Below are 16196 nucleotides of genomic sequence, written 5' to 3'. Positions count from 1 at the left end.
TCCCGGTTAACGAACGTTACCCGGGGATCTTAGGCTTCCGCCGCGTCAGCGACCAGGGCTCCACGACGCCCAGCCCGCGCACCGGCCGCTGCCACATCGGCTGGAGCGCGAAGCGGTACGTCCCGCCGCCCTCCTCGGCCTCGGCCTCCTTCTCGGAAACCGGCGCCGCGCCCGTGCGCCCCAGCTCCTCGGCCATCGCCCCGTCGACGAGCACGGCGTCCTTCGGCGCTATCGACGTCAGCCGCGAGGCCAGGTTCACGGTGGTCCCGAAGACGTCGCCCATCCGGGTCGTGACCGTCCCGAACGCTATGCCGACGCGCAGCTCCGGCATCTGGGCGTCGGCCTCCATCGTCTCGATGAGCCGCAGTGCGATCTCCGCCGCCGTCGCCGCGTCGTCGGCGCAGTACAGCACCTCGTCGCCGAGCGTCTTGATCAGCCGGCCGCCGTGCGCGGCCACCAGGTCCGCCGACGTCGTCTCGAAGGACTCGACGAGCTCGCCGAGCTCCTCCTCCTCCAGCCGCCGGGTCAGCCGGGTGAAGCCGACCAGGTCCGCGAAGCCCACCGCGAGCCGCCGGTCGACCATCTCCTCGTCGTCGGCCACCTGCACCACGCGTCCGGTGGCCGCCGCCAGCTGGCGCCGCCACACGTAGACGAGGAACTCCTCCAGCTCCGGCAGCAGCAGCTCGACCAGCGGGTACGTGACCTCCGTACGGGTCATTCCCGGTTCCGGCGGCTCCGTCAGGCCCTCCAGGAAGGAATCGATCTGCCATTCGGCCAGCCGGGCGGTGGTCTGCCCGGTGGACCGCGCGACCTGCACGGCCATGGGTTCGCTCAGCAGCCCGGCCTCGACGAGGCCGGCGAGCCGGCGCAGCGCCAGTACGTCGGCCTCCGTGAGGGCCTTGGCCTGCCCGATGTCCGCGAAGCCCATGGCCCGCCAGAAGCGGGAGGCGAGCTCCATCGAGACACCGGCGCTGCGGGCCGCCTGGAACGGGGTGTACCGGCGCTCCGCTCCGAGGATCAGCTGCTCCAGCCGGATGGCGAGCGGGTCCGCCGTCGGCTGTGCGGTGTGGTCGACCTCGTGGTGGGGAGTGTGCTGGTCTCGTCCGATGGGCGTTCCCGGACCGGGCCCGGGAGTGGACGCGCCGGACGTAGGGTCGTCGACGGTCAAGGGCCGCCTCCTGTCCATTACGTGCGCACTGCCCTGCCGAACCGGGTGATCACCGGGAGGACCGGGATCGCCTAAACCATACGGCAGGTGTGCCGTAGCTCACTCCCCACTCCCCGCAGCCGCGGCCGTGCTAGCGCACCGACCTCAGATGGACGACGTCCCCGGCGCCCACGGCCTCGTGCCGGTCCTCGGCGCTGCGGACGACCAGCCGTCCGTCCGCGTCGACCGCTTCGGCCGTACCGGTGAGTGTGCGGCCGCCGGGCAGGTCGGCCCGTACGTGCCGGCCGAGGGTGACGCAGTTCGCCGCGTACGCCTCCTGGAGGCCGCTGGCGGCGGGATCGCCGCCGGCCGCCCGCCAGTCCCCGTACCAGCGCTCCAGGGAGCGCAGTACGGCCTTCAGCAGGGGCTCCCGGTCCGTGACGGCGGCCTTGGCCAGGAGCAGGGACCCGGCCTCCGGCACCGGCAGCTCGTCCTCGGTCAGGGTGACGTTGAGCCCGATGCCGATGACGACGCCTCCCCCAGGGCCTCCGGCCCCGGAGGGACCCCCGGGGACCCGCTCGGCGAGGATGCCGCCGGTCTTGCGCTCCTCCCCGTCCACGGTGATCAGCAGGTCGTTGGGCCACTTGAGGGAGGTGTCCACGCCGGCGGCCCGGGACAGCCCGGTCACGGCGGCCACGCCGGCGAGCAGGGTCAGCCAGCCCCACCGCTCCTGCGGCACGCCGTCGCCCGGCTTGAGCAGGACGGAGAAGAACAGTCCGGACCGGGCCGGCGCGACCCAGCTCCGGTCGAGCCGGCCGCGCCCGGCGGTCTGCTCCTCGGCGACGAGCACGGCCCCCTCGGGCAGCTGCGCGGCGCGGGCCGCGAGATCGATGTTGGTGGACCCGGTGGCGGCGACCACCTCGACGGAGGACCACAGCCCCCCGTCGACGACGAGGGCCCGCTCCAGTGCGGCGGCGTTCAACGGCGGCCGCTCAAGGCTCGACCAGCGGCTGTCCCCGGCTCCGGACGGAGCTCCTCCTGATGCATCTGATGGCGTCATGCAACCCACAGTAGGTGTGTCAAACGCCGCACTGCCGAGCGCCATGCCCGCCGATACGCTACGCACCAGTAGCCAGCAGTAGTCAATCAATTGACCAGGCAGTTGACACCACACAGGGAGCCGCGACCCCGATGTCACAACCCTCAGAGCCGATCGACATGCACACGACCGCGGGCAAGATCGCGGACCTGCAGCGCCGGATCGACGAAGCCACTCACGCCGGGTCCGCGCGCGCGGTGGAGAAGCAGCACGCCAAGGGGAAGCTGACGGCGCGTGAGCGGGTCGCGCTCCTGCTGGACGAGGGGTCCTTCGTCGAGCTCGACGAGTTCGCCCGGCACCGGTCGACCGCTTTCGGGCTGGAGAGGACCCGGCCGTACGGCGACGGCGTCGTCACCGGTTACGGCACGGTGGACGGCCGTCCGGTGGCGGTGTTCTCGCAGGACTTCACCGTCTTCGGCGGAGCCCTCGGCGAGGTCTACGGCCAGAAGATCATGAAGGTCATGGACTTCGCGCTGAAGACCGGCTGCCCGCTCGTCGGCATCAACGACTCCGGCGGCGCCCGCATCCAGGAGGGCGTCAGCGCGCTCGGCATGTACGGCGAGATCTTCCGCCGCAACGTGCACGCGTCGGGCGTCATCCCGCAGATCAGCCTGATCGTCGGGCCCTGCGCCGGCGGCGCCGTGTACTCCCCCGCCATCACCGACTTCACCGTGATGGTCGACCAGACCTCGCACATGTTCATCACCGGCCCGGACGTCATCAAGACGGTCACCGGCGAGGACGTGGGCTTCGAGGAGCTGGGCGGCGCCCGCACCCACAACGCCACCTCGGGCGTGGCCCACCACATGGCCGGGGACGAGAAGGACGCCATCGAGTACGTCAAGTCCCTGCTGGCGTACCTGCCGTCGAACAACCTGTCCGAGCCGCCCGCCTTCCCGGAGGAGGCGGACACCGAGGTCTCCGACTCCGACCGCGAGCTCGACGTCCTGATCCCGGACAGCGCGAACCAGCCGTACGACATGCACACCGTGATCGAGCACGTGCTCGACGACGCGGAGTTCCTGGAGACGCAGTCGCTGTTCGCGCCGAACATCCTCACCGGCTTCGGCCGCGTCGAGGGGCACCCGGTGGGCATCGTCGCCAACCAGCCGATGCAGTTCGCCGGCTGCCTGGACATCGACGCCTCCGAGAAGGCCGCCCGCTTCGTGCGGACCTGCGACGCCTTCAACATCCCGGTGCTGACGTTCGTCGACGTCCCGGGCTTCCTCCCGGGCACCGACCAGGAGTACAACGGAATCATCCGGCGCGGCGCCAAGCTCATCTACGCGTACGCCGAGGCCACCGTCCCCCTGATCACCGTCATCACCCGCAAGGCCTTCGGCGGCGCGTACGACGTCATGGGCTCCAAGCACCTCGGCGCGGACCTGAACCTGGCCTGGCCGACCGCCCAGATCGCCGTCATGGGCGCTCAGGGCGCGGTCAACATCCTGCACCGCCGCGCCATCGCGGAGGCGGAGGAGGCGGGCACCGCCGAGGAGACCCGGGCCCGGCTCATCGCCGAGTACGAGGACACGCTGCTGAACCCGTACACGGCCGCCGAGCGGGGGTACATCGACGCGGTGACCATGCCGTCGGAGACCCGGGCGCACGTGGTCAAGGGGCTGCGCCAGCTGCGCACCAAGCGCGAGTCGCTGCCCCCGAAGAAGCACGGCAACATCCCCCTGTAGGAGGTCAGTCCTGTGGTGATCAAGGTCGTCAAGGGGAATCCGACGCCGGAGGAGCTGGCCGCCGCACTGGCGGTGGTCCAAGCGCGCGCGGCGGCGCTGGCATCGGCACCGCCGGGCGCACCGCGGGTGGCGGACGCGTGGTCGGCTCCGGCCCGGGTGGCGCGGCGGACGCTGCCGCAGCCGGGGCCGCGCGCGTGGGCCCGTACGTACTGGCCGGGCTAGTCCTTCCGGTCGTGAAGATGGCGTGAACGGACCGTGGCGCCTGAGTACCCGTACTCAGGCGCCACACCGGTCTGCGGGGCCAGGATCGGTGCATGCTCTGGTCAGACCCGAAGGACGAGCCGCCCCAGGACATGCGGGACGTGCAGGCGATGGTGCGGCGGATGACCGTGGTGGTCGTCCTCGCGATGCTGGTCGTCGTGTACGTGCTGGGCGTGGGCTTCTAGGGCGCGGGCCTGGCTCGGACTTCCAGGGCGCGGGCCTCCCCCGGGCGCGGGCTTCTGTGCCGCGGGCCTCCCCCGGGCGCGGGCGTTCGGAGCGCCCCTACGATGTCGGGCATGACTGCTGCTGCCCACGCCCTCGTCCTGGCCTCCGCCTCACCCGCCCGGCTCAACCTCCTGCGACAGGCGGGCCTGGCCCCGCACGTGATCGTCAGTCACTTCGACGAGGACGCGCTCAGCGCCGACACCCCGGCCGAGCTGGCGCTGGCGCTGGCCGAGGCCAAGGCGGACGTCGTGGCGGCCCTGGACGAGGCCGCGGGCGCGCTGGTGATCGGCTGCGACTCGGTGCTGGAGCTGGACGGCGAGGCGCTCGGCAAGCCGGCGGACGCCGAGGAGGCCACCGCGCGCTGGAAGTCGATGCGCGGGCGGGCGGGCGTACTGCGCACCGGGCACTGCGTGATCGACACGGCGACCGGCCGGCGCGTTTCGGCCACGGCGTCCACGACGGTCCGGTTCGGCGAGCCGTCGGACGCCGAGGTGGCCGCGTACGTGGCCAGCGGCGAGCCGCTGCACGTGGCCGGGGCCTTCACCCTGGACGGGCTGTCGGCGCCGTTCATCGAGGGCATCGACGGCGACCCCGGCAACGTGATCGGACTGTCGCTGCCGCTGCTGCGCTCCCTGCTGGCCGAATTGGGCGTGGCCATCACGGATTTGTGGGCTTGAGCTCCCCGTGCGGCGGGAGCGGGGCGTCCTGGACGCCCGGGGCGCCCGCCGGGGCTCCCCCAGGGCCTCCCGGGGCTCCGGGGGCTGCGGTGACCCCCGGGGCCGCTGTGCCCTCGTCCTGGGCCGCGTAGAGCGTCAGGGTCAGGACGAGCAGGCACAGGATCACCATCGTCACGGCGAAGGCGCCCCAGCCGACCAGGCCGGCGGCGACGGCGCCGAGCAGCCCGTGGGTGACGGCGGCGGTGACGAGCACGACGCGCGCGAGGGTTCCCGGGGCCCGGTCCCGTACGCAGACCACGGCGAGGAGCACGGCGCACAGGAGCAGGAACGCGCCGATGCCCGCCCCCATCACATACGTTGCCGTGGACATGACATCCGGATCCATGCCCGCGATCGACATCGACTGGTTGCGGGTGGTGCGGCCCAGGACCAGGTGGACCAGAACGAGGACCGCCGCCTCGGCGACGAGCACGATCGCGGCCAGCCCGGCCACGAGTCTGCGCAGCACGACGCCCACGGCGAACCCACCCCTCCCACCGCTCCCCGGCCACAAGCCTGTTCGACGCCCTGGAGGCTACTAACGGGTAAACGTACGGACAAGGGGGCCGGGCCGCTTCGTTATGCAACGGGCCCCGCCCGGGGATCACGCAAAGAATGTGTGGGCCGTTCGTAGGGACTCAACAAAGAATCACAGGGGCCCGCTGACCCGCCGAACAGAGACCTCGGATGCGTGACGGGGTTACTGTGCAGTTGGGGATCCCCCTGACCTGGGGCGCCACAAGGGATTTCCTCGCTTGAGGCAGACTCGAATCACACTCCGTGTGGGCAAGGTCACCTCTAGGGAAGGGTCGAAACGCCGTGTGGGCTGTCCCTAAACTCAGCTTGTTTCAAGGAGGGAGCCATCGTGCGCAAGGTGCTCATCGCCAACCGTGGCGAAATCGCTGTCCGCGTTGCTCGGGCCTGCCGGGATGCCGGAATCGCAAGCGTAGCCGTCTACGCCGATCCGGACCGGGACGCTCTGCACGTCCGCGCGGCCGACGAAGCTTTCGCGTTGGGCGGTGACACCCCGGCCGCCAGCTACCTGGACATCTCCAAGGTCCTGCAGGCCGCAGCCGATTCCGGCGCGGACGCCATCCATCCCGGATACGGCTTCCTCTCCGAGAACGCCGACTTCGCGCAGGCCGTCATCGACGCGGGCCTGACCTGGATCGGCCCGCCCCCGCAGGCCATCCGCGACCTCGGCGACAAGGTCGCCGCCCGGCACATCGCCCAGCGCGCCGGCGCCCCGCTCGTGGCCGGCACCCCGGACCCGGTTTCCGGTGCCGACGAGGTCGTCGAGTTCGCCAAGGAGCACGGCCTGCCCATCGCGATCAAGGCCGCCTTCGGCGGTGGCGGTCGCGGCCTGAAGGTCGCCCGCACCCTCGAAGAGGTGCCGGAGCTCTACGAATCGGCCGTCCGTGAGGCCGTCGCCGCGTTCGGCCGCGGCGAGTGCTTCGTCGAGCGCTACCTCGACAAGCCGCGGCACGTCGAGACCCAGTGCCTGGCCGACTCCCACGGCAACGTGGTCGTCGTCTCGACCCGTGACTGCTCGCTGCAGCGCCGCCACCAGAAGCTGGTGGAGGAGGCTCCCGCGCCGTTCCTGTCCGAGGCGCAGAACGCCGAGCTGTACGCCGCCTCGAAGGCGATCCTGAAGGAGGCCGGCTACGTCGGCGCCGGCACGGTCGAGTTCCTGGTCTCCGCCGACGGCCTGATCTCCTTCCTGGAGGTCAACACCCGCCTGCAGGTCGAGCACCCGGTCACCGAGGAGGTCTCCGGCATCGACCTCGTGCGCGAGATGTTCCGCATCGCCGACGGCGAGGAGCTCGGCTACGGCGACCCGGTGCTGCGCGGTCACTCGTTCGAGTTCCGCATCAACGGCGAGGACCCGGGCCGCGGCTTCCTGCCGGCCCCGGGCACCGTCACCAAGTTCGCCCCGCCGTCGGGTCCGGGCGTCCGCCTCGACACCGGCGTCGAGTCCGGCTCGGTCATCGGCCCGGCCTGGGACTCGCTGCTCGCCAAGCTGATCGTCACGGGCGCCACCCGCGAGCAGGCCCTGCAGCGCGCCGCGCGTGCGCTGGCCGAGTTCGAGGTGGAGGGCATGGCCACGGCCATCCCGTTCCACCGCGCGGTCGTCACGGACCCCGCCTTCGCCCCGGCGGACGGCAGCCCGTTCACGGTCTTCACCCGCTGGATCGAGACCGAGTTCGTCAACGAGATCCCGGCGTTCACCGCTCCCGCGGCCGAGGACGCCGACGACGAGCCGGGCCGCGAGACGGTGGTCGTCGAGGTCGGCGGCAAGCGCCTGGAGGTCTCGCTGCCGTCCTCGCTGGGCATGACCCTGGCCCGCACGGCCGCCGCGGGCGGCGCCAAGCCCAAGCGCCGGGCGGCGAAGAAGTCCGGTCCGGCGGCTTCCGGCGACACCCTCGCGTCCCCGATGCAGGGCACGATCGTCAAGGTCGCCGTCGAGGAGGGCCAGCAGGTCAACGAGGGCGACCTGATCGTCGTCCTGGAGGCCATGAAGATGGAGCAGCCGCTGAACGCGCACCGCTCCGGCACGATCGTCGGCCTCACCGCCGAGGTGGGCGCGAGCCTCACCTCCGGGGCCACCATCTGCGAGATCAAGGACTGACGTCCTCGACCCCGTGAGGCCCGGCACCCCGAGGGGTGCCGGGCCTCCGGCGTTCCCGGGGAACCCCCGCGCCCCGCAGCCGACGGCCGCCTTCGAGCAGCCACCGACCCACGGCCGACGACCACCGGGCGGCGCCGCACAGCCGGCGGCGAACCCGCAGCGGCCTGCAGCGGCCCACGGCGAGACTGCAGCGGCCCACGGCTGCGGCGCGAAAGCAGCGACCCGCGGCCGACGGCCGGCAGACGCCGACCCGCGGCCGTCGGTCAGCGGCCGTCGGTCAGCGGCGCCGCATGTCGGCGACGCGGGGCCGGTCGCCCGCGGCCTGCTGCTCCAGCATGGAGGCGGGCGCGCTGCGCAGCTGGGCCGAGGGCCCGCCGCGGCGCTGGACCGGGAGGGGGGATTCCCGGCGCGGGCGGCGTCCGACCATTCCCTCGCCGCCGGAGGCCACGGCTCCGGCCACGGTGATCTGCACTCCCTGGTCGGCGAGCGCCTGGAGCTCCGTCGCCGCCCGGTCGTCGTGCGGCGGCGGCTCGTCCGTGACCAGTCGGGTCATCACGTCCGTCGGCACCGTCTGGAACATGGTGTCGGTGCCGAGCTTCGTGTGGTCGGCCAGGACCACCACCTCCGCGGCGGCCTGCACCAGCGCCCGGTCCACGCTCGCGCTGAGCATGTTGGACGTGGACAGTCCGCGCTCGGCGGTCAGGCCGCTCCCGGAGAGGAAGGCCCGCGACACCCGCAGCCCCTGGAGGGACTGCTCGGCACCGCTGCCGACCAGCGCGTAGTTGGACCCCCGCAGGGTCCCGCCGGTCATGACCACCTCCACCCGGTTCGCGTGGGCCAGGGCCTGCGCGACCAGCAGCGAGTTGGTGACGACGGTCAGTCCGGGCACCCGGGCGAGCCGGCGGGCCAGCTCCTGGGTCGTGGTGCCCGCGCCGACGACGACGGCCTCGCCCTCTTCCACGAGGCCGGCCGCAACATCGGCAATGGCGGTCTTTTCCGCCGTCGCGAGATGGGACTTTTGCGGAAACCCGGACTCCCGCGTGAAACCGCCCGGCAAAACCGCACCGCCGTGTCGGCGGTCGAGGAGTCCTTCTGCCTCCAGCGCCCGCACGTCCCGCCGTACGGTCACTTCGGAGGTCTGGACGACGCGGGCGAGCTCCCGGAGCGATACCGCTCCGTTGGCCCGCACCATTTCGAGAATCAATTGGCGACGTTCTGCAGCGAACACGAAACTGACAGTAACCCCAACGACCGTCTTGTTTCAGCTCCTTGCGCCGGAATACCGAAGTTGTCCGTAAAACCGGGTGACGAGTGGTATACGCGGCGGGGCGGCTGAGTGAACGTCACTCCACGCTCCGACGGACCGCCCCAAGTCCCCTTGTGACGTGGGGCGGTTGCCTCGGCTACGCCTCGCCGGCGGCCTTCCGCGTGTGCAGCTGGCGCGCCACCTCGGCGATCGAACCCGACAGCGAGGGGTACACCGTGAACGCGTTTGCGATCTGCTCGACCGTCAGATTGTTGTCGACGGCGATCGAGATGGGGTGGATCAGCTCGCTGGCGCGCGGCGACACGACCACGCCGCCCACGACGATCCCGGTGCCGGGACGGCAGAACATCTTCACGAAACCGTCCCGGATGCCCTGCATCTTGGCGCGCGGGTTGCGCAGCAGCGGCAGCTTCACGACACGGGCGTCGATCTTGCCGGCGTCCACGTCGGCCTGCGTGTAACCGACGGTGGCGATCTCGGGGTCGGTGAACACGTTCGACGAGACCGTCTTGAGGTTCAGCGGGGCCACCGCGTCGCCGAGGAAGTGGTACATCGCGATACGGCCCTGCATGGCGGCGACGGAGGCCAGCGCGAAGATGCCGGTCACGTCTCCCGCCGCGTACACGCCGGGAGCGGACGTACGGGAGACCTTGTCGGTCCAGATGTGCCCGGAGTCCTTGAGGCGGACCCCGGACTCCTCCAGGTTCATGTTCTTGGTGTTCGGGATCGCGCCGACCGCCATCAGGCAGTGCGTGCCGCTGATGACCCGGCCGTCGGAGAGGGTGACCTCGACGCGGTCGCCGACACGCTTGGCGGACTCGGCGCGCGAGCGGCCGATGACGTTCATGCCGCGGCGGCGGAAGACGTCCTCCAGGACGGCGGCGGCGTCCGGGTCCTCGCCGGGCAGCACGCGGTCGCGGGAGGAGACCAGGGTCACGCGGGAGCCGAGGGCCTGGTACGCGCCGGCGAACTCGGCGCCGGTGACGCCCGAGCCGACCACGATGAGCTCCTCGGGGAGCTCGTCCAGGTCGTAGACCTGGGTCCAGTTCAGGATGCGCTCGCCGTCGGGCATCGCGTCGGGGATCTCGCGGGGGTGGCCGCCGGTCGCGATCAGCACGGCGTCGGCCGTCAGGATCGTCTCGGTGCCGTCGGCCGCGGTGACGATGACGTCGCGCGTGCCGTCGATGCCCTGCGGGCCGCCGAGCTTGCCGCGGCCCCGTACGACGCGGGCGCCGGCCCGGGTGACGGAGGCGGTGATGTCGTGCGACTGGGCGAGCGCGAGGCGCTTGACGCGCCGGTTCACCTTGCCGAGGTCCACGCCGACGACGCGCGCCGCCTGCTCCAGGGGCGGGGTGTCGTCGGCCACGACGATGCCCAGCTCCTCGTACGACGAGTCGAAGGTCGTCATGACCTCGGCGGTCGCGATGAGGGTCTTGGAGGGCACGCAGTCGGTCAGCACCGACGCGCCGCCCAGGCCGTCGCAGTCGACGACGGTCACCTCCGCGCCGAGCTGGGCCCCCACGAGGGCCGCCTCATACCCACCTGGTCCGCCGCCGATGATCACGATCCGGGTCACGAAAACTCCGCCTCACGTCTACCCGGCCGGCTGCCGCCCCGGCCGGGGCTTCCGGGGGTTCTCCCCGGGGGATGCATTCCGTGCCCCATTGTCCCGCACGCTTCAAGGTGCTTCTCCCCCGGACCGGCCATCCGTGCGGTACGGCCGGGCACGCGGCCCGACCCGCCCCTCCCGTACCCTCGACCCCATGTCGCTCTACGCCGCGTACGCCGGCAACCTCGACCCGCGGCTGATGACGCGCCGCGCTCCGCATTCGCCGCTGCGCGGCACGGGCTGGATCAACGACTGGCGGCTGACCTTCGGCGGTGAGCAGATGGGGTGGGAGGGCGCCCTCGCCACGATCGTCGAGGCCCCCCGCCACCAGGTCTTCGTCGCCCTGTACGACATCGCACCGCTGGACGAGGACTCCATGGACCGGTGGGAGGGCGTCGGGCTCGACATCTACCGCCGGATGCGGATCCGCGTCCACACGCTGGACGGCGAGGAGGCGGCGTGGTGCTACGTGCTGAACGGCTACGAGGGCGGGCTGCCCTCGGCGCGCTACCTCGGTGAGATCGCCGACGCGGCCGAATCGGCGGGCGCCCCGCACGACTACGTGATGGAACTGCGCAAGCGCCCCTGCTGAGGTCTGTCGGGCGGGTCCGGCGTTCGAGACGTCACGGACGATTCGGCGGAAACGACAAGGCAACGATCCGAACACCGTGAGCTGCGCCATCTACGCGCGTAGGCAATCAGCGGCTACGCTCGTCTGCGTGAACGCATCTGTTACCGACCCCTTCGCCGACGCCACCGCCGCAGCCGCCCGCCTGCGTGAGCTGACCGGCGCCGAAACCCACGATGTCGCCCTCGTCATGGGCTCCGGCTGGGCCCCCGCCGCAGAGGCGCTGGGCGCCCCCGAGGCCGAGTTCCCCGTCACCGAGCTGCCCGGCTTCCCGCCGCCCGCGGTCGAGGGCCACGGCGGCAAGATCCGCTCGTACAAGATCGGCGACAAGCGTGCGCTGCTCTTCCTCGGCCGGACCCACTACTACGAGGGCCGCGGCGTCGCCGCCGTCGCCCACGGAGTGCGCACCGCCGTCGCCGCCGGCTGCAAGACCGTCGTCCTGACCAACGGCTGCGGCGGCCTGCGCGAGGGCATGAAGCCCGGCCAGCCCGTCCTGATCAGCGACCACCTCAACCTGACGGCCGCCTCGCCGATCGTCGGCGCGAACTTCGTGGACCTGACCGACCTCTACTCGCCGCGCCTGCGCGCGATGTGCAAGGAGATCGACGAGACCCTCGAAGAGGGCGTCTACGTCCAGTTCCCCGGCCCGCACTACGAGACCCCGGCCGAGATCAACATGATCCGCGTCATGGGCGCCGACCTGGTCGGCATGTCCACCGTGCTGGAGGCCATCGCCGCCCGCGAGGCCGGCGCCGAGGTGCTCGGCATCTCCCTGGTCACCAACCTGGCGGCGGGCCTGTCCGGCGAGCCGCTGAACCACGAAGAGGTGCTCCAGGCCGGCCGTGACTCGGCCGCGCGCATGGGCAAGCTGCTGACCCAGGTCCTCGCCCGCATCTGAGGCACCGGGCGCCGTACGAGAGCCACGAGAGACAAGGCGGAAGTAGTGCAGCAACAGGGACAGGACGACCTGATCACCCGGGCCCGGGCCTGGCTGGCCGAGGACCCCGACCCGGAGACGGCGGCCGAGCTCGGGGAGCTCATCGACGCCGGGGACACCGCGGAGCTGGCGGACCGGTTCTCCGGCACCCTCCAGTTCGGCACGGCCGGGCTGCGCGGCGAGATCGGCGCGGGCCCGATGCGGATGAACCGCTCGGTGGTCATCCGTGCCGCGGCGGGCCTCGCGGCCTATCTGAAGGCCCAGGGCCACGCCGGCGGCCTGGTCGTCATCGGCTACGACGCCCGGTACAAGTCCGCGGACTTCGCCCGTGACACCGCCGCCGTGATGACCGGCGCGGGCCTGCGCGCGGCCGTCCTGCCCCGCCCGCTGCCGACCCCCGTCCTCGCGTACGCCATACGGCACCTGGGTGCCGTCGCCGGCGTCGAGGTGACCGCGAGCCACAACCCGCCCCGGGACAACGGCTACAAGGTCTACCTCGGCGACGGCTCGCAGATCGTGTCCCCCGCGGACACGGAGATCGCGGCGGAGATCGGGCGCGTGGACACCCTCGCCTCGGTCCCCCGCCCGGAATCCGGCTGGGAGGACCTCGGCGACGAGGTTCTGGAGGCCTACCTGGCCCGTACCGACGCCGTCCTGACCCCCGGATCGCCCCGGGGCGTGCGGACCGTCTACACGGCCATGCACGGCGTCGGCAAGGACGTCGTGCTGGCGGCCTTCGCCCGGCACGGCTTCCCGGCGCCGGTGCTCGTCGCCGAGCAGGCCGAGCCGGACCCGGCGTTCCCGACGGTGGCCTTCCCCAACCCGGAGGAGCCGGGCGCGATGGACCTGTCCTTCGCGAAGGCGGCGGAGGTCAACCCGGACATCGTGATCGCGAACGACCCGGACGCGGACCGCTGCGCGGTCGCCGTCCCCACCCTCGACGGCTGGCGCATGCTCCGCGGCGACGAGGTCGGCGCGCTGCTGGCGGCCCACCTGGTCCACAAGGGCGCGACCGGCGTCTTCGCCGAGTCCATCGTGTCCTCGTCCCTCCTGGGCCGGATCGCGGAGGCGGCGGGCGTCGGCTACGAGGAGACCCTCACGGGCTTCAAGTGGATCGCCCGCGTCGAGGGCCTGCGCTACGGCTACGAGGAGGCGCTCGGCTACTGCGTGGACCCCGAGGGCGTCCGGGACAAGGACGGCGTCACCGCCGCCCTGCTCGTCGCGGAGCTGGCCTCGGAGCTCAAGGAGCAGGGCCGCACGCTGACCGACCTGCTGGACGACCTGGCGATCGAGCACGGCCTGCACCACACGGACCAGCTGTCGGTCCGCGTGTCGGACCTGTCGGTCATCGCCGACGCGATGGCCGCGCTGCGCGCCCACCCGCCGGTGTCGCTGGCGGGCCTGCGGGTCTCCTCGGCGGAGGACCTGACGCAGGGCACGGCGACGCTGCCGCCCACGGACGGCCTGCGCTACCACCTGGAGGGCGACTACAAGGCCCGGGTGATCGTGCGGCCCTCGGGGACGGAGCCGAAGCTGAAGTGCTACCTGGAGGTCGTGGTGCCGGTGGCCGACGCCCCGGACCTCGTCCCGGCCCGGGCCCGTGGCCAGGAGATCCTGGACGCGATCAAGAAGGACCTCTCCGCAGCCGCCGGCATCTGATCCACTCCGCGCCGGGGCCCCAGGGCCCCGGCTCCACGCCGCTGCGCCGACGCCGTCCGTCGGGTGCAGCGCACCACGCCCCGACCCCCGTCCCGTCCGGCGGGGGCCGGGGCCACTTCGGCCCCCCGGGATCCTCCCGGGGGGCCGCTGCCGTTCCCGCGGCCGCTGCCTCAGGCGGCGGGCGACGCCCTGCCGAGGCCGGGCGGCGCGCACGGCGGGTTCCCTCCGGCCGAAGGTCCGGCGGCCGCGGGGAGGAGAGGCGGGCCGCCTGGGACGGGTCGGGCGGGCGGGGCGTCAGGAAGGGGACGGCGAGGGGCGGACCAGTTCTCCGAGGGTGGGCACCGATTCGGGGCGGCTGCGGACCGCCTCCGTGCACTCCCACTCCCGCGGCGGGTCCGCGTCCGGCCCGCCCAGGACCACCGGGCCCGGCCCCGCCGACACGGCCTCGCTGCCCGCCAGCGTGCACACCACCTGCGCCAGCGCGACCGGCGACAGGTCCTCCGGCTTGCGGCTGATGCGTATCGTCCCCGCGGGGTCGTTCGTCCGCGCCGGGGCGACCGTCAGCCCTTCCGGGACACCGGTGGTGAAGCCCGCGTCGCGCTCCTCCTCCGACGGGTTCCGTTCCAGCGCCTCCAGCAGTGCCTCGGCGACCAGCACCACGGGATCCTTCACCGGCTTCTTCTCCGGTACCGGCACCACCCGCTCCACACCGACCAGCTGCGATCCGCACACCAGTTCCACCGTGGCGCGGAACCCCTGCACCCCGGTCTGCGGCACCGGCGTGTCGCACGACACCCGTGACGGCGCCGCACCGACGTCCACCGGGACCGTCGTCGCCCTGATCCCGCACCCGGACACCAGGCCCGCCACGGCCAGCAGCACCAGCGCCCTACGCGTCCGCGTCACCGGCAATCACCTTCCCCACGTCCACCGGCAGCCTCAGCGTGAACAGCGCGCCGCCCCCGGGCCCGTTGGCCGCGGTGATGTCACCGCCGTGGATGTGCGCGTTCTCCACCGCGATCGACAGGCCGAGCCCGCTGCCGTCCGACTTCGGACGCGACGCGCTCGCCTTGTAGAACCGGTCGAAGACGTGCGGCAGCACTTCCTCCGGGATGCCCGGCCCGTTGTCCTGGACCGCGATCGACAGCCAGTCGTCCTCGACGACCACCGACACCCGCACCGGCGAGCCGCCGTGCTTGAGCGCGTTGCCGATCAGGTTGGCGAGGATGACGTCGAGCCGGCGCGGGTCGAGGCGCGCCACGATGCCCCGCTCGGCGTCCAGTTCGACCGCGTCGAGCCAGGCCCGCGCGTCGATGCACGCCGTCACCTGGTCGGCGACGTCCACGTCGTCCAGCACCAGGCGCGCCGTCCCCGCGTCGAAGCGGGTGACCTCCATCAGGTTCTCGACCAGGATGTTCAGCCGCCGCGTCTCGCTGACCACCAGGCCGACCGCCGGTGCGATCATCGGATCGAGGTCCTCGACCTCCTCCTCCAGCACCTCGGCGACCGCCGTCAGCGCCGTCAGCGGCGTGCGCAGTTCGTGCGACATGTCCGCGACGAAGCGCCGGCTGGCCTCCTCGCGGGCGCTCATGTCGGCGACCTTCTTCTCCAGCGCTTCCGCCGTCTTGTTGAACGTGTGCGACAGGTCGGCGAGTTCGTCGGTCCCCGACACGTCGAGCCGGTGGTCCAGCTCGCCCTCGCCCAGGCGCCGCGCCGCGTCCCCCAGCCGCTGCACGGGCTTGAGCACCGTCCGGGCCGCCGCCTGCGCCAGCAGCGCCGACCCGAGCAGCGCGAGGCCCGTGGCGATGGTCAGCGACCAGCCGAGCGCGTTCAGGTCGTCGCGCTCCTGCGCCAGGGACTTGTACATGTAGCCGGTCGGCCCGCCGCCCACGATCCGCGTCCCGCCGACCAGGTACGGGTTGCCGCGCGGCTTCGTGCGCTGCCAGTACATGTGGTACTCGGAGTCGTTGGCGGCCGTGGCCTTCTGCCGGTCGTTCACCGCGCGCTGGAGCGAGCCCGGTACGTCGTCCAGGCCGAAGGAGTCGGGACCGGCCGCGCCGAACACCTTGCGGCCGTCCTTGCGCTCGTCGACCAGCAGCACGCTGTAGCCGGGGCTGCTGCCCGCCATCAGCTCGGCGGTGCGCTGCATCTCCTCGGGCGTCGGGTCGGCGGGCAGCGCCGCGGCCCGGTTCTGCATCTCCTGGCGGAAGTCGCCGAGCGCCGCGTCCTGGGTACGGGTGAGGACGGCCTCGCGGTTGAGCCAGTACGCGATGCCGGAGGCGGAGACGGCGGCGACCAGCGCGACCAGCGAGAACACCATGAGGAGCCGCA

General features: G+C 72.4%; 15 protein-coding genes. 8 read left to right on the top strand and 7 right to left on the bottom strand.

Annotation, left to right across the window (positions count from 1 at the left end; all coding sequences use genetic code 11):
• Positions 1–16: 16 nt before the first annotated feature.
• Together ACIPK4_RS17365 and ACIPK4_RS17360 are read right to left on the bottom strand one after the other, a co-directional pair.
• Positions 17–1168: an adenylate/guanylate cyclase domain-containing protein gene (locus tag ACIPK4_RS17365; RefSeq protein ID WP_054221244.1), complete on the bottom strand. Its 1152-nt coding sequence runs from the start codon at positions 1166–1168 to the stop codon at positions 17–19.
• Between the two features lie 130 nt (positions 1169–1298).
• Complete coding sequence (locus ACIPK4_RS17360; protein WP_402313441.1) at positions 1299–2207, bottom strand: biotin--[acetyl-CoA-carboxylase] ligase; 909 nt, start codon at positions 2205–2207, stop codon at positions 1299–1301.
• A gap of 131 nt (positions 2208–2338) precedes the next feature.
• Here ACIPK4_RS17360 and ACIPK4_RS17355 point away from each other — a divergent pair, with 131 nt between their 5' ends.
• The 4 genes from ACIPK4_RS17355 to ACIPK4_RS17340 all read left to right on the top strand — a co-directional run bounded on the left by ACIPK4_RS17355 (position 2339) and on the right by ACIPK4_RS17340 (position 5097).
• Positions 2339–3934 (top strand): acyl-CoA carboxylase subunit beta, encoded by a 1596-nt coding sequence (locus ACIPK4_RS17355; RefSeq protein ID WP_054221242.1) that lies wholly within the window; start codon positions 2339–2341, stop codon positions 3932–3934.
• Between the two features lie 12 nt (positions 3935–3946).
• Positions 3947–4156, top strand: a complete 210-nt coding sequence (locus ACIPK4_RS17350; RefSeq protein WP_054221241.1) for an acyl-CoA carboxylase epsilon subunit — start codon at positions 3947–3949, stop codon at positions 4154–4156.
• Positions 4157–4248: 92 nt separating this feature from the next.
• Entirely contained in the window at positions 4249–4380 is a 132-nt protein-coding gene (gene mmpB / locus ACIPK4_RS17345; RefSeq protein WP_376200998.1) for a morphogenic membrane protein MmpB, read from the top strand.
• Positions 4381–4482: 102 nt separating this feature from the next.
• On the top strand, positions 4483–5097 hold the full coding sequence (locus tag ACIPK4_RS17340) for a nucleoside triphosphate pyrophosphatase (RefSeq protein ID WP_376201001.1): 615 nt from the start codon (positions 4483–4485) through the stop codon (positions 5095–5097).
• Here ACIPK4_RS17340 and ACIPK4_RS17335 read toward each other — a convergent pair.
• Positions 5078–5614 (bottom strand): hypothetical protein, encoded by a 537-nt coding sequence (locus ACIPK4_RS17335; protein WP_402313439.1) that lies wholly within the window; start codon positions 5612–5614, stop codon positions 5078–5080. The genes ACIPK4_RS17340 and ACIPK4_RS17335 overlap by 20 nt on opposite strands.
• A 387-nt stretch (positions 5615–6001) precedes the next feature.
• Between ACIPK4_RS17335 and ACIPK4_RS17330 the strand changes: the two genes are divergently transcribed.
• Positions 6002–7765, top strand: coding sequence for an acetyl/propionyl/methylcrotonyl-CoA carboxylase subunit alpha (locus ACIPK4_RS17330; protein ID WP_376201004.1), 1764 nt, complete (start codon positions 6002–6004; stop codon positions 7763–7765).
• A 277-nt stretch (positions 7766–8042) separates the two neighbouring features.
• Here the strand turns inward: ACIPK4_RS17330 and ACIPK4_RS17325 are convergent, their stop codons facing one another.
• Positions 8043–8957, bottom strand: coding sequence for a DeoR/GlpR family DNA-binding transcription regulator (locus tag ACIPK4_RS17325; RefSeq protein ID WP_054221238.1), 915 nt, complete (start codon positions 8955–8957; stop codon positions 8043–8045).
• Between the two features lie 211 nt (positions 8958–9168).
• A complete protein-coding gene (locus ACIPK4_RS17320) occupies positions 9169–10608 on the bottom strand; it encodes an NAD(P)H-quinone dehydrogenase (RefSeq protein WP_402313436.1) in 1440 nt (479 codons plus the stop codon).
• A 187-nt stretch (positions 10609–10795) separates the two neighbouring features.
• Here ACIPK4_RS17320 and ACIPK4_RS17315 point away from each other — a divergent pair, with 187 nt between their 5' ends.
• From ACIPK4_RS17315 to ACIPK4_RS17305, 3 genes are all read left to right on the top strand, one after another.
• Positions 10796–11233 carry a gamma-glutamylcyclotransferase gene (locus ACIPK4_RS17315; RefSeq protein WP_053786320.1) on the top strand — a complete coding sequence of 146 codons (438 nt, stop codon included), beginning with the start codon at positions 10796–10798 and terminating at the stop codon, positions 11231–11233.
• A gap of 127 nt (positions 11234–11360) precedes the next feature.
• Positions 11361–12167, top strand: coding sequence for a purine-nucleoside phosphorylase (locus ACIPK4_RS17310; RefSeq protein WP_053786321.1), 807 nt, complete (start codon positions 11361–11363; stop codon positions 12165–12167).
• Positions 12168–12212: 45 nt separating this feature from the next.
• Entirely contained in the window at positions 12213–13865 is a 1653-nt protein-coding gene (locus ACIPK4_RS17305) for a phospho-sugar mutase (RefSeq protein WP_402313434.1), read from the top strand.
• Between the two features lie 294 nt (positions 13866–14159).
• Here the strand turns inward: ACIPK4_RS17305 and ACIPK4_RS17300 are convergent, their stop codons facing one another.
• Complete coding sequence (locus ACIPK4_RS17300) at positions 14160–14771, bottom strand: hypothetical protein (RefSeq protein ID WP_376201008.1); 612 nt, start codon at positions 14769–14771, stop codon at positions 14160–14162.
• Positions 14755–16185 (bottom strand): ATP-binding protein, encoded by a 1431-nt coding sequence (locus ACIPK4_RS17295; protein WP_402313675.1) that lies wholly within the window; start codon positions 16183–16185, stop codon positions 14755–14757. Before ACIPK4_RS17295 ends, ACIPK4_RS17300 begins: the two co-directional genes overlap by 17 nt.
• Positions 16186–16196: the final 11 nt, after the last annotated feature.

The sequence above is a fragment of the Streptomyces sp. NPDC086989 genome (genome assembly GCF_044745505.1).
Taxonomy (GTDB): domain Bacteria; phylum Actinomycetota; class Actinomycetes; order Streptomycetales; family Streptomycetaceae; genus Streptomyces.
Note: the sequence above shows the minus strand (reverse complement) of the source record. Positions and strands in the feature narration are given on the sequence as shown.